12 protein-coding genes and 1 other RNA gene are annotated in these 12,475 nt (G+C 70.9%); 11 read left to right on the top strand and 2 right to left on the bottom strand.

Annotated features, from left to right (window positions below; all coding sequences use genetic code 11):
• Positions 1 to 222 precede the first annotated feature (222 nt).
• Entirely contained in the window at positions 223 to 1,329 is a 1,107-nt protein-coding gene (gene prfB / locus OG413_RS16340; protein WP_266806269.1) for a peptide chain release factor 2, read from the top strand.
• A gap of 352 nt (positions 1,330 to 1,681) precedes the next feature.
• Complete coding sequence (locus OG413_RS16345; protein WP_266806271.1) at positions 1,682 to 2,650, top strand: hypothetical protein; 969 nt, start codon at positions 1,682 to 1,684, stop codon at positions 2,648 to 2,650.
• Between the two features lie 162 nt (positions 2,651 to 2,812).
• On the opposite strand, the gene OG413_RS16350 is transcribed toward OG413_RS16345, so the two are convergent.
• The gene (locus OG413_RS16350) at positions 2,813 to 3,013 is read right to left on the bottom strand and encodes a hypothetical protein (RefSeq protein WP_266806273.1); all 201 of its coding nucleotides are present in this window, start codon (positions 3,011 to 3,013) and stop codon (positions 2,813 to 2,815) included.
• 259 nt (positions 3,014 to 3,272) lie between these two features.
• Between OG413_RS16350 and ftsE the strand changes: the two genes are divergently transcribed.
• The 5 genes from ftsE (at position 3,273) to ssrA (ending at position 7,157) form a co-directional block, all read left to right on the top strand.
• Positions 3,273 to 3,962 carry a cell division ATP-binding protein FtsE gene (gene ftsE / locus OG413_RS16355; protein ID WP_003968787.1) on the top strand — a complete coding sequence of 230 codons (690 nt, stop codon included), beginning with the start codon at positions 3,273 to 3,275 and terminating at the stop codon, positions 3,960 to 3,962.
• Between the two features lie 41 nt (positions 3,963 to 4,003).
• Positions 4,004 to 4,921, top strand: a complete 918-nt coding sequence (gene ftsX, locus OG413_RS16360; RefSeq protein WP_266806275.1) for a permease-like cell division protein FtsX — start codon at positions 4,004 to 4,006, stop codon at positions 4,919 to 4,921.
• A gap of 68 nt (positions 4,922 to 4,989) precedes the next feature.
• On the top strand, positions 4,990 to 6,177 hold the full coding sequence (locus tag OG413_RS16365) for a S41 family peptidase (RefSeq protein WP_266806276.1): 1,188 nt from the start codon (positions 4,990 to 4,992) through the stop codon (positions 6,175 to 6,177).
• 18 nt (positions 6,178 to 6,195) lie between these two features.
• Positions 6,196 to 6,684 (top strand): SsrA-binding protein SmpB, encoded by a 489-nt coding sequence (gene smpB, locus OG413_RS16370; protein WP_073723819.1) that lies wholly within the window; start codon positions 6,196 to 6,198, stop codon positions 6,682 to 6,684.
• A gap of 86 nt (positions 6,685 to 6,770) precedes the next feature.
• Positions 6,771 to 7,157: a transfer-messenger RNA gene (gene ssrA, locus OG413_RS16375) on the top strand.
• 133 nt (positions 7,158 to 7,290) lie between these two features.
• On the opposite strand, the gene OG413_RS16380 is transcribed toward ssrA, so the two are convergent.
• Positions 7,291 to 8,670, bottom strand: a complete 1,380-nt coding sequence (locus OG413_RS16380; RefSeq protein ID WP_266806280.1) for an MFS transporter — start codon at positions 8,668 to 8,670, stop codon at positions 7,291 to 7,293.
• An 84-nt stretch (positions 8,671 to 8,754) separates the two neighbouring features.
• On the opposite strand from OG413_RS16380, the gene OG413_RS16385 reads away from it, so the two are divergent.
• The 4 genes from OG413_RS16385 to OG413_RS16400 all read left to right on the top strand — a co-directional run bounded on the left by OG413_RS16385 (position 8,755) and on the right by OG413_RS16400 (position 12,427).
• Positions 8,755 to 9,741 carry a LysR family transcriptional regulator gene (locus tag OG413_RS16385; protein WP_266806282.1) on the top strand — a complete coding sequence of 329 codons (987 nt, stop codon included), beginning with the start codon at positions 8,755 to 8,757 and terminating at the stop codon, positions 9,739 to 9,741.
• Between the two features lie 218 nt (positions 9,742 to 9,959).
• Positions 9,960 to 11,102 carry a uroporphyrinogen-III synthase gene (locus OG413_RS16390; protein ID WP_266806284.1) on the top strand — a complete coding sequence of 381 codons (1,143 nt, stop codon included), beginning with the start codon at positions 9,960 to 9,962 and terminating at the stop codon, positions 11,100 to 11,102.
• A gap of 53 nt (positions 11,103 to 11,155) precedes the next feature.
• Positions 11,156 to 11,719: a GNAT family N-acetyltransferase gene (locus OG413_RS16395; RefSeq protein WP_266806285.1), complete on the top strand. Its 564-nt coding sequence runs from the start codon at positions 11,156 to 11,158 to the stop codon at positions 11,717 to 11,719.
• Positions 11,720 to 11,827: 108 nt separating this feature from the next.
• A complete protein-coding gene (locus tag OG413_RS16400; protein WP_266806287.1) occupies positions 11,828 to 12,427 on the top strand; it encodes a CGNR zinc finger domain-containing protein in 600 nt (199 codons plus the stop codon).
• The last annotated feature ends 48 nt before the right edge of the window (positions 12,428 to 12,475 follow it).

Genomic DNA, 12,475 nt, shown 5'->3' on the forward strand with positions numbered 1-12,475 from the left:
GGGACGCCGGGACGCCGGGACGGGCCGCGCGGGCCCGCCCCGGAGCCTTCGGGGACCGCCCGGGGGAGCCCACGGGAGTCGCCCACGGGTCCGGCACACACCGCTCGGCACGGGCCCGGACCGGGTTCACGACGGGTCCGGACCGGGTCCGAACCCGGACCGGACCGGGACCGGGTTCCGGGCGAGGGCAAGCTTCATCCGCCCAGCCGTTACGCTGGACCCGTGGCAGTCGTCGATATTTCCGAAGAGCTGAAGTCCCTCTCCTCGACCATGGGGTCGATCGAGGCCGTCCTGGACCTGGATGCGCTGAGGGCGGACATCGCCGCGCTCGAGGAGCAGGCGGCGGCGCCGTCCCTCTGGGACGACCCGGACGTGGCCCAGAAGATCACCAGCAAGCTCTCGCACCTCCAGGCCGAGGTCCGCAAGGCCGAGACCCTGCGCGGCCGCATCGACGACCTCGAAGTCCTCTTCGAGCTCGCCGAGGACGAGGGCGACGCCGATGCCCTCGCCGAGGCCGAGTCCGAGCTGGAGTCCGTCAAGAAGGCGCTGGACGAGATGGAAGTCCGCACGCTTCTGTCCGGCGAGTACGACGCCCGTGAGGCCCTCGTCAACATCCGGGCCGAGGCGGGCGGCGTGGACGCCGCCGACTTCGCCGAGAAGCTCCAGCGCATGTACATCCGCTGGGCCGAGCGGCACGGCTACAAGACCGAGGTCTACGAGACGTCGTACGCCGAAGAGGCCGGCATCAAGTCGACCACCTTCGCCGTCCAGGTGCCGTACGCCTACGGCACCCTCTCCGTCGAGCAGGGCACCCACCGCCTGGTCCGGATCTCGCCCTTCGACAACCAGGGCCGCCGCCAGACGTCCTTCGCGGGCGTCGAGGTGCTCCCCGTCGTCGAGCAGACCGACCACATCGAGATCGACGAGTCGGAGCTGCGCGTCGACGTGTACCGCTCCTCCGGCCCCGGCGGCCAGGGCGTCAACACCACCGACTCCGCCGTGCGCCTGACGCACCTGCCGACCGGCATCGTCGTCTCCTGCCAGAACGAGCGCTCGCAGATCCAGAACAAGGCCTCCGCGATGAACGTCCTCCAGGCGAAGCTCCTTGAGCGCCGCCGCCAGGAGGACCAGGCCAAGATGAACGCCCTCAAGGGCGACGGCGGCAACTCCTGGGGCAACCAGATGCGTTCGTACGTCCTGCACCCCTACCAGATGGTGAAGGACCTCCGTACGGACTTCGAGATCGGCAACCCGGAAGCGGTCTTCAACGGAGAGATCGACGGCTTCCTGGAAGCCGGCATCCGCTGGCGCAAGCAGCGGGAGAAGTAACCCCGGTCGTAAGTCGGTTGAGCCCGGACAGGTAGCTGTCCGGGCTCAGTCGTGTTGCGCGCGACCGCGCGCAGTTGCGGGGAAGTCGTGCCCAACGCGTCACAGTCGTGATTCCGAATAGCCGTCAAGAAGCCCCATAACGGAGCGTATTACACGGAACGGCCTTGACGTAATCCTTAACTCTGGCCAGGGTGCTAGAGCAGCATGCGTATGTCTGGGACGGGTGTGAACCGGGGGGCGGGCGGGATGACCACGGCACGATGTGGCCCTGCCGAGAGCGAACCCCGCAGGGCCGTGGCCCCGCATATTTGGCTGCTCCACTGACGAGATCGGCTACTGGGGGTAGCAACAGATGACGAAGAAGACGCGCATCCGCGTCGCGCGGATAGCCGCTGGTGCGGTTATTGCCGCGGGTGCCTCGCTGACCGCGGCCGGTGCGGCGCAGGCCGTCGGCATCGGCATCGGGATCGGTGTTGACGGCGAGGACGGCGTCACCGCCAAGGCCGGAGTGAACGGCGACGAGAACCCGGCGGGCGGTGCTGACCAGGGCGGAACGTCCGGTGAGAACCCGATCGGCGGCGCTGACGCCGGTGCCGACGGTGGCTCCGACGGCGGTGCTGACGGTGGCTCCGATGGCGGTGCCGACGGTGGCGTCGATGGCGGCACTGATGGCGGTTCCGATGGTGGCTCCGACGGCGGTGCTGACGGTGGTGCCGATGGCGGTGCTGACGGTGGCGTCGATGGTGGAGCTGACGGAGGTGCTGACGGCGGTGTCGACGGAGGTGCTGATGGCGGTTCCGACGGCGGCGCTGACGGAGGTGCTGACGGCGGCGTCGATGGCGGCTCGGGCAACAACGGCGGCACCGGAAACAACGGTGGTTCCGGCAACAACGGCGGCACCGGTAACAACGGCGGCACCGGAAACAACGGCGGCACCGGAAACAACGGCGGCACCGGTAATAACGGTGGCTCGGGCAACAACGGTGGTTCCGGCAACAACGGCGGCACCACTGACGGCGGCGGCGACAACGGTGGTTCCAGCAATGGCACCTCCGGTTCCGCCACCTCCGGTTCGACCACCGGTGGCGACGACGCCGGTACCTGCACGGTGGACCTCGACGGTGCCGAGTGCGCCGACAACACCGACACGGACAGCGTCGGCAACCAGCCGGTCGAGCAGGGCAAGGGCAAGGACGAGCTCGCCGAGACCGGTGCGGCCGAGACCACGTTCCTGCTGGTCGGCGCCGCGACGATGATCGCCGGTGGCATCGGCTTCCGCCTGCTGCCGCGCCTGGTCGGCGGCGGTCGTACGGTCGCCTAAGGGCCCGTACACGCGCAGAGAGGGCCCGGGAGGCCACGTACGGCCTCCCGGGCCCTTTCCGGTGCTCCGGCACATACGGCCGTCCTGCGGCCCGTACGTGGACGTATCAGCCCTCCGGCTCCCGCGGCGGACGGAGGCGGCCGGTCAGGGGCGCCGGACGGGTCAGGCGGCCTGGTGCGCCAGCAGCGCGAGCGCGGCCACCAGGATCACCATCAGCGCGATCAGCATCGCCGGATTCAGTCCGGCGAGCGGGCCCTGGTCCTGCTCATCCTGCAGCTGCTGCCGCACGGCCCGGCACACCCGGCAGCGTCCCTCGTTCACAGGCGCCGCGCAGTTCGCGCACACCAGTCGGTCATAGGTCATGCGCTTTCCTCCTCCCGCGCGGCGGAGCCGCTTTCTGCTTCCTCTCCGCACAACGCTCCGGGAAACGCAACCGTTCCCCCCACCACTGTGCCAGCTCACGCCGATTTCGGCGCGGCCCGCCGGACAAGGTCCGGCACGACCCGTTTCGTTCCGACCGAGGTTCTGCCACAAATCACCCATTGCCGGACGCCGCCTGCACGCGTGAGCCCGGTTCGCGTATGGTCACGCTCACCTACTCCCGGCCGACCGTGGTGCATCCGTGATCCGATTCGACAACGTCTCCAAGACCTACCCGAAGCAGACCCGACCGGCTCTGCGCGATGTCTCGCTGGACATCGAGAAGGGCGAGTTCGTCTTCCTGGTGGGGTCCTCCGGCTCCGGCAAGTCGACCTTCATGCGACTGATCCTGCGCGAGGAGCGCGCCAGCACGGGCATGGTCCATGTGCTCGGCAAGGACCTCGCGCGGCTGTCCAACTGGAAGGTGCCGCAGATGCGCCGCCAGCTGGGCACGGTCTTCCAGGACTTCCGGCTCCTGCCCAACAAGACCGTCGCCGAGAACGTGGCCTTCGCGCAGGAGGTCATCGGCAAGCCCCGCGGCGAGATCCGCAAGGCCGTGCCCCAGGTCCTCGACCTCGTCGGCCTCGGCGGCAAGGAGGAGCGGATGCCCGGTGAGCTCTCCGGCGGTGAGCAGCAGCGCGTGGCCATCGCCCGCGCGTTCGTGAACCGCCCCATGCTGCTGATCGCGGACGAGCCGACCGGCAACCTCGACCCGCAGACCTCCGTCGGCATCATGAAGCTGCTGGACCGGATCAACCGGACCGGCACCACTGTGATCATGGCGACGCACGACCAGAACATCGTCGACCAGATGCGCAAGCGCGTCATCGAGCTCGAGCAGGGCCGTCTCGTACGCGACCAGGCACGCGGCGTGTACGGATACCAGCACTGAAGAGGGCCCGCCCTCCGAGCATCGAGTACTGAAAGGACGCCATGCGCGCCCAGTTCGTCCTGTCGGAGATCGGCGTCGGTCTTCGTCGCAACCTCACGATGACCTTCGCGGTCGTGGTCTCCGTCGCCCTCTCGCTCGCCCTGTTCGGCGGCGCGCTGCTCATGCGCGAGCAGGTCAGCACGATGAAGGACTACTGGTACGACAAGGTCAACGTCTCGATCTTCCTCTGCAACAAGTCCGACGCCAAGGACGTGCCCAAGTGCGCCAAGGGCGCGGTCACTCCGCAGCAGAAGAAGGAGATCAAGTCCGATCTCGAAGAGATGGACGCTGTCCAGAAGGTCAGCTTCGAGACCGTCGACGAGGCGTACAAGCACTACCAGGAGCAGTTCGGCGACTCTCCGATGGCGGGCAACATCACGCCCGACCAGATGCAGGAGTCGTTCCGGGTCAAGCTCGACGACCCGAAGAAGTACAAGGTCGTCGCCACGGCCTTCGCGGGGCGGGACGGGGTGCAGTCCGTCCAGGACCAACGCAGCATCCTGGACAACCTCTTCGGGCTGATGAACGGCATGAACGTCGTCGCGATATACGTGATGGTGCTGATGCTGGTCATCGCGCTGATCCTGATCGTGAACACCGTCCGGGTCTCGGCGTTCAGCCGCAGACGTGAGACGGGCATCATGCGGCTCGTCGGCGCCTCCGGCTTCTACATCCAGATGCCGTTCATCATGGAGGCGGCCGTCGCCGGCCTGATCGGCGGTCTGCTCGCCTGCGCCATGCTGCTGGGCGGCCGTTACTTCCTGATCGACGGCGGACTGGCGCTCAAGGACAAGCTGAACCTGATCGACTTCATCGGCTGGGACGCGGTCCTGACCAAGCTGCCGCTCGTCCTCGCGATCGGGCTGCTGATGCCCGCCGTTGCCGCGCTGTTCGCGCTCCGCAAGTACCTCAAGGTGTGACATGCGCCCCCTGGGGCGTGCGGCCGAGTAGCCGTGCGCCACAGGGGGCTTGTCCTAGACTCGACGCCATGTCGGGCCCCACGTACCGCTTCGGGCCCCGCGGTCTCTACCGCGGGGCGGCTCTGACATTGGTCTTCGGATGCGTCCTCGCCACGGCCGCGGCCACCGGGTCCCTGCCGTACGACGAGGAACAGGGCCCGGACATCCAGGCCCGCTCCATCGCCTCCACCTTCGCCCCCGTCGACCGCGCCGAGATCGCGGACGCAGCGGCCGACGCCGAGGCGGACGGGAAGTCCGGCACCGCCGCGGCCGAGGAAGCCGTCAGCCGCAGCGGGGACCGCTGGGGCGCGGTCTACGACGAGCGGGAGTACGAGGAGTTCGAGCAGGCCCTCGACGGCTCGTACACGGGTGTCGGGCTCTCCGCGCGGCGCACCTCCGGCGGCCGGGTCGCCGTGGCCCGGGTGCAGAGCGGCAGCCCCGCGGACCGGGCCGGTATCCGCAAGGGCGATCTCCTGCGTACGGTCGACGGCGCCCGGGTCGCCGAGCGTCCCGTCGCCGAGGTCGTCGCCCTGCTGCGCGGGGACGGTACGGGAGCGGCCGAGGGCAGCACCGTGGTCCTCGGGCTCGAACGGGGCGGGCGCGCCTGGACCACGACCCTGGGCCGGGCCCGGCTCACCACCGAGGCGGTCACCGTCCGGCGCCTGGGCGACGAGCCCTCGTCGGCGGTCATGATCAAGGTCGCCGCGTTCACCAAGGGGGCCGGCGGCGAGGTCCGCGACGCGGTACGCGCCGCACCGGGCGACGCCGGGATCCTGCTGGACCTGCGCGCCAATTCCGGCGGCCTGGTCACCGAGGCGGCCGCCGCCGCCTCCGCCTTCCTGGACGGCGGTCTGGTCGCCACGTACGACGTGCACGGCGACCAGCGCGCCCTGTACGCGGAGACCGGCGGCGATACGGCCCGGCCCGTCGTGGTTCTCGTCGACGGGGGCACCATGAGCGCGGCCGAGCTGCTGACCGGCGCCCTCCAGGACCGGGGGCGCGCCGTCACCGTCGGCTCGCCCACTTTCGGCAAGGGCTCCGTGCAGATGCCGAGCAAGCTTCCGGGGGGTTCGGTGGCCGAGCTGACCGTCGGGCACTACCGCACACCGGGGGGCCGCAACGTCGACGGCCGGGGCATCACACCGGACGTCGTGGTCGACGCACGGGCCCAGGAACGGGCCGAGACAGTATTGAGTGGCCTCGGGGGTGGGTCGTAGTGCGAAAATGACCGCACTATGGCCAAGGAAAAAGACACCGGGCGCAAGATGATCGCGCAGAACAAGAAGGCGCGGCACGACTACCACATCCTCGACACCTACGAGTGCGGGCTCGTCCTCATGGGCACCGAGGTCAAGTCCCTGCGGATGGGCCGGGCCTCGCTGGTGGACGGGTTCGTCCAGATCGACGGCCACGAGGCGTGGCTGCACAACATCCACGTCCCCGAGTACGTCCAGGGCACCTGGACCAACCACGCGGCCAAGCGCAAGCGCAAGCTGCTGCTGCACCGGGCCGAGATCGACAAGCTGGAGTCGAAGTCCCAGGAGACGGGCCACACCATCGTGCCGCTCGCCCTGTACTTCAAGGACGGCCGGGTGAAGGTCGAGATCGCGCTCGCGAAGGGCAAGAAGGAGTTCGACAAGCGTCAGACACTGCGCGAGAAGCAGGACACGAGGGAGACGAACCGTGCGATCGCGGCGGTCCGCAGGCGTCAGCGGAGCGCCTGAGCAGGAATACGCTGGCATCGCCCGGCGTTGGTCACGTACGATGGGCCGTGCACCTCACAGCGGGTGCGCGTTTGAAAAATCAACATGGGGATGATCGGTTTCGACAGCGGATGTCGAAGCAGGGGAAGCGAGTCGAGGAAGCGGCAATGATCTCGTAAACCATATGTCGCAAACAATAATCGCCAATTCCAAGCGCGATTCCTCCGCCTTCGCCCTCGCTGCCTAATTAGCAGCTAGCGAAGACTCTGCGGAGTGTCAGCCCGGGGGTGATCCCGACCCGGATCCTGGCATCAACTAGGGATCTAAACTTCTAAGCCCGGTCACGGGGCCTAGAAGGAAATCAAACAGTGACTGGGCCTGTCGGAGGCTTGTTCGTGTGACCTCCGGGGCCGAGAAAAGCGCAGCGAACTGCACTCGGAGAAGCCCTGGTTCTGCACCGTTGGACGCGGGTTCGATTCCCGCCATCTCCACCACCCCATGTAAGCCTCCGCCCCGCGAGTTCACTCGCGGGGCGGAGGTTTTTTCATGCCCTGCGGCGCGGGCGGATCATCGCGGACCCGGTCCCGCGCGGCCCGATCGATCCCCCGGTCTCGCGCGGCCCGCCGGTCACACCGCTCGGCGGGTGCGCCGCGCAGCCGTCGCAGCCGTCGCCGCCGCGATGACCAGGGCCAGCCCCGCCGCGCTCATCGGTGCCGCGTAGCCGGTCACCGTCCCGGTGTGCTCCACCAGCCAGCCGCCGGCCGCCGCCCCCGCCCCGATGCCGCCCAGCAGCGCGGTGACCGCGAGCGTCATGCCCTCGTTCAGCTGTGCCGCGGGTGTCAGGCGCTGGACCACGGTCATGCCGGTGACCATGGTGGGTGCCGTCGCCGCGCCCGCCAGCAGCAGGCAGAGGGCGAGTACGGGCAGGGAATCGGTGGTGGAGGCAGCCAGCAGCGGCAGCGACATCAGCGCCGTCATGCCCGCGAGGCAGAACAGCAGCCGGTGCCCGACGTTCGCGGCGGGCCGCAGGGATCCGTACAGCAGCCCCGCCACGCACGAGCCGCCCGCCTGAAGGGCGAGGATCGCGCCCCCGGCGTGCGCGATCGAGACGACTTCCATGGTCCCGAACACCGCTCCCGTGGCGAGGAAGACGCTGAGTAGGGCGGGCATGCCGGGGGTACGGAGGGGAGAGGCCGCGTCGGTACGGGGGGCGACCGGCGGTTCGGTCGAGCGCTGGGCGGCGAAGACCAGCATGCCGGTCATCAGCAGGATCGCGCCGACGAGCGTGCCGGCCTCGGGGAACAGCCCTGCGCACAGGAACGCGGCGATGACCGGGCCGAGCATGTAGCAGAGTTCGTCGACGGACTGCTCGAAGGAGTTCGCGGTGTGCAGGGCCGCCGGATCGCCCCGGTGCAGATGCGCCCAGCGGGCCCGGGACATGCCGCCGGTGTTCGGGGTGGTCGCGGTCGCGGCGTACGCGGCGAAGAGCGTCCAGGCGGGGGCGTCGTAGTGCACGCAGAGCAGGAGGGCCAGGGACCCGAGCACGGCGATCACGGTGGCGGGCACGGCGATCCGGGCCTGCCCGTGGCGGTCCACGAGCCGCGCGGTCCAGGGGGCGACCACCGCCGTCGCGGCCAGGCCGGTCGCGGTGACGGCCCCGGCCAGGGCGTACGAATCGCGTGACCCGGCGATCATGATGACCGCGCTGACGCTGAACATCCCCTGGGGCAGCCGGGCGATGAGGTTGCCCGCCGTGAAGGCCCGCGCGCCGGGAGTGGCGAGCAGACGGCGATAGGGGTTGGCGGTGGGAGGGAGCTTCGCGGGGGCTCTCGCCACGGGGCGACTCGGCACGGCCTCCGCCTCTGCCTCGGGACGTCTCGCGACGGCCTCCGCCTCGGGCCGGACCGGCGCCACCGGCCTCCGCGGGGCGATGATCAGCAGGTCGCCGCAGACGGTGTGCAGCGGGCCCGTGGCGGGTCGTTCGCGGGAGGCTGAGGGCATCGGCATGGCTCAAGCCTCATGGCGCCCGGTCCGTACGGTCCAACACCTACTCCGTACCCATTCACGCACCCGTGTTGTAAATTCTGTGGGGTGAGCGTCCCCGACACCGACCCCCGGCTCCTGCGCGCGTTCCTCGCCGTCGCGGAGGAACTGCACTTCACCCGGGCCGCCGCCCGGCTCTTCCTCGCCCAGCAGGCGCTGAGCCGGGACATCCGGCGCCTGGAGCGCGAGCTCGGCGCGGAGGTGTTCGTCCGGACCACCCGCCAGGTCTCGCTCACCCCGGACGGCGAACGGCTGCTCCCGTACGCCCGGCGGGTCCTCGACGCGCACGCCGAACTCGCCGCAGCCTTCACCGATCCGGCCGCCCGGCCGCTGCTCGTCGATCTGAACACCGACGGGATGACCGCGGCCAGGGTTCTGGCCCGTGCGCGGGATCTCGCTCCGGCGTGCGAGCTGATGGCGCGCTTCGAGTCGGGGCTGACCCGCGCGGCCGACGAGATCCTCGCCGGACGGCTCGACGTCTCGTTCGGGCGGGCCGCCGGGATCGATCCCGCGGTGCGGGCCCGGCTCCGGGTACAGCCCGTGCGGTACGAGCCGATGGCCGTCCTGCTCCCGGTCGCCCACCCCCTCGCCGCGCGGGAGTCCGTCGCGCTGGACGACCTGGCCGGGGAGACCGTCTACGCGGGGGCCGGCAATGAACGCACCCGGGAGTGGACCGCCCTGGCCGCCCTGCTCTTCGGCGAGTACGGCATCGAACTGGCGCCGCCCGCCCCGCTCGCCGTCGGAGTGGCCGAGTTCCAACGGGTGATGGCCAAGACGGGGAACCCCGTACTCGCGGTCGTCGGCTTCCCGCCCCTGCCGGGCACCGTGCTGCGCCCGCTCGTCGGTCCCGTGCCGCTCTCCCCGCTGATGATGGTCTGGCGCGAGGGTCTGCGTCATCCGGGACTGGACGCCCTGCGGGCGGCGGCCGGTCAACTCGCCGCGTCGGAGGGGTGGATGGTGCGGCCCCCCGGCTCCTGGCTGCCCGAGGGCGATGCGGCGCTGATGCGCGAACCCCCGTCGGCCACCGGGCGCTGAAGCGGCACACCCCCATCGGGCGGTATACCTTCGCCGCGCCGCCGCCGTGCCCGCGAAGCCGCGGCACGGCGCCGCGGAGGTGTGAGGATGACACCTGGGCGTCGAGCGACGTAACAGCCGGGAAATACGGGCGAACCGAAGCTGACACGCGGGGTTGGCAGTCTCGGCCCTCCGCACCACCGAGCACCAGCGGGACCACGAGAGCCGGGTATCACGCCATGCAGGACGACGACGCAACGCACGGACCTCTCGCGGGCTTCACGGTCGGGGTGACAGCCGCCCGTCGTGCGGAGGAGCTCGGCACCCTCCTCCGGCGCAGGGGCGCCGCTGTACTGCACGCCCCCGCGCTGAGGATCGTGCCGCTCGCGGACGACAGCGAACTCCTGGCCGCCACCGAGCAACTCATCGGGAACGCCCCCGACGTCGTGATCGCCACCACCGCGATCGGCTTCCGGGGCTGGCTGGAGGCCGCCGACGGCTGGGGCGTCGGGGACCGGCTCCTGGACCGGCTGCGGGGTGCCGAACTGCTGGCCCGCGGCCCGAAGGTCAAGGGCGCCATCCGGGCGGCCGGGCTGACCGAGGCGTGGTCACCCGGCTCGGAATCGTTGGCCGAAGTGCTCGACCGGCTCCTCGGCGAGGGCGTCGAGGGCCGCCGCATCGCCCTCCAGCTGCACGGCGAACCGCTGCCCGGATTCATCGAGTCGCTCCGGTCCGGGGGCGCCGAAGTCGTCGGCGTACCCGTATACCGCTGGATGCCGCCGGAGGACATCGCCCCGCTCGACCGGATGCTCGACGTCACCGCGGCCCGGGGCCTGGACGCGATCACCTTCACCAGTGCCCCCGCCGCCGCCGCGTTCCTGAACCGCGCCGAGACCCGCGGCCTGTTCCCGGAGATCCTGGGCGCCCTGCACGACGACGTCCTGGTGGCCTGCGTCGGCCCGGTCACCGCGCTTCCGCTGCAATCCCGGGGCATCGACACCATCCAGCCGGAACGCTTCCGGCTCGGCCCGCTCGTCCAGGTGCTCTGCGCGCAACTCCCTTCCACGGTGCGTACGTTGCCGGTCGCCGGACACCGTGTCGAGATCCGCGGGCACGCCGTGCTCGTCGACGACGAACTGTGCCCGGTGCCGCCCGCGGGCATGGCCCTGCTGCATTCACTGGCCCGCAGGCCGGGCTGGGTGGTGGCCCGTGCCGACCTGCTGCGGGCGCTGCCCGGCAGCGGCTCCGACGAACACGCGGTGGAGACGGCGATGGCCCGGCTGCGCGGTGCGCTCGGCGTACCCGGGCTGATCCAGACGGTCGTCAAGCGCGGCTACCGGCTGGCGTTGGACCCGTCGGCGGACACCACGTACGCGGGGTAGACCGGGGGCGCGAGGGCAGGCCGGGGGTAAGCGAGGGGGGATAACGTGATCGGATGATTAACGCCACCCATCCCCTCGCTCAGGACGTGATCCTGCGGCCCGCCGCGCTCACCGACGCCGAATCCTGCGCCGCCGTGCTCACCCGCAGCCGTGTCTACATGAGCCCCTGGGAGCCGATCCGCCACGAGTCCTTCTACACGGCCCGGGGGCAGGCCGAACGTCTCGCCGGGCTGCTGGCGGAGCGGGACGCCCGGCGCGCCATGCCCTGGGTCCTGGCCGACGGGGAGGACCGGGTGATCGGTGCCTTCACGCTGACCGGTATCGTCCTCGGGCCCTTCCGCAGCGCGGCACTCGGCTACTGGGTCGACGTCGACCGGGCGGGCCAGGGCCTCGCGACCGCCGCCGTCCGCACCGTCTGCGACGCCGCCCGGGACGAGCTCGGGCTGCACCGGATCGAGGCCGGAACGATGCTCGACAACGTGGCCTCGCAGCGGGTCCTCGCCAAGTGCGGCTTCGAGCAGTTCGGCATCGCCCCGCGCTATCTCCACATCAACGGCCAGTGGCGCGACCACCGGCTGTTCCAGCGGATTCTGCACGACGGCCCGCCGCAAGCCTGATCCCCGCCGTACCCGCGTGGTGGCAGGGGTTCCGGCCCGGCCCGAGTACGGGCACTCTGGGGGTGGCATCCCGACGGCGACCGGTGACCTGAAGGCGGTGACAGGCTCATGGCGACGGGCATGGGCGCGAACCGCTGGCGGTTCGACTCCGGCCGGCTCTGCCTCGATCTGGTGGCGACCGGGTACACCACGTCCGGTGTGTGCGAACAGCTCGCCGGCCCCGAGCGGCTCGCCGAGTGGCTGGTGGCCGCCCGGCTGGTCCCGCAGGGGACCGTGCTGACCGCCCTGGACGGCACCTGGGTGACGCGCTTCCAGCAGCTGCGGGCGGGCATCGACCGGCTGCTGACCGCCGAACTCGCGGGGCGCGGCGCCGACGCGGCCCTGGACCGGGTCAACGCGCTGGCGGCCGGTGCGCCGCCCGCACCGCGGGCCGTGCGGGGCAGCGGCGGCACCCTCGTACGGACGCTGGGCGCAGAGCCCGGCTGCGGGGCGCTGCTGGCGGCCGTGGCCAGGGACGCCGTGGAACTGCTGACGGACCCGGCGGCCCGTGCGACGCTGCGGCGTTGCGAGGGGGACGCCTGCCGCCGCCTCTACCTGGACACCTCGCGCGGCGGGCGTCGGCGCTGGTGCTCCAGCGAGGTCTGCGGCAATCGGGAACGGGTCGCCAGGCACCGGCGCCGGGTGGCCGCGGTCGGCACCGACGCGTAACGGACACCCCCGCGGGTGGAGTGCCGGGGACCCGCCAGGGGAATGCCG

Source organism: Streptomyces sp. NBC_01433 (assembly GCF_026340105.1).
In the GTDB taxonomy this organism is placed as follows: domain Bacteria; phylum Actinomycetota; class Actinomycetes; order Streptomycetales; family Streptomycetaceae; genus Streptomyces.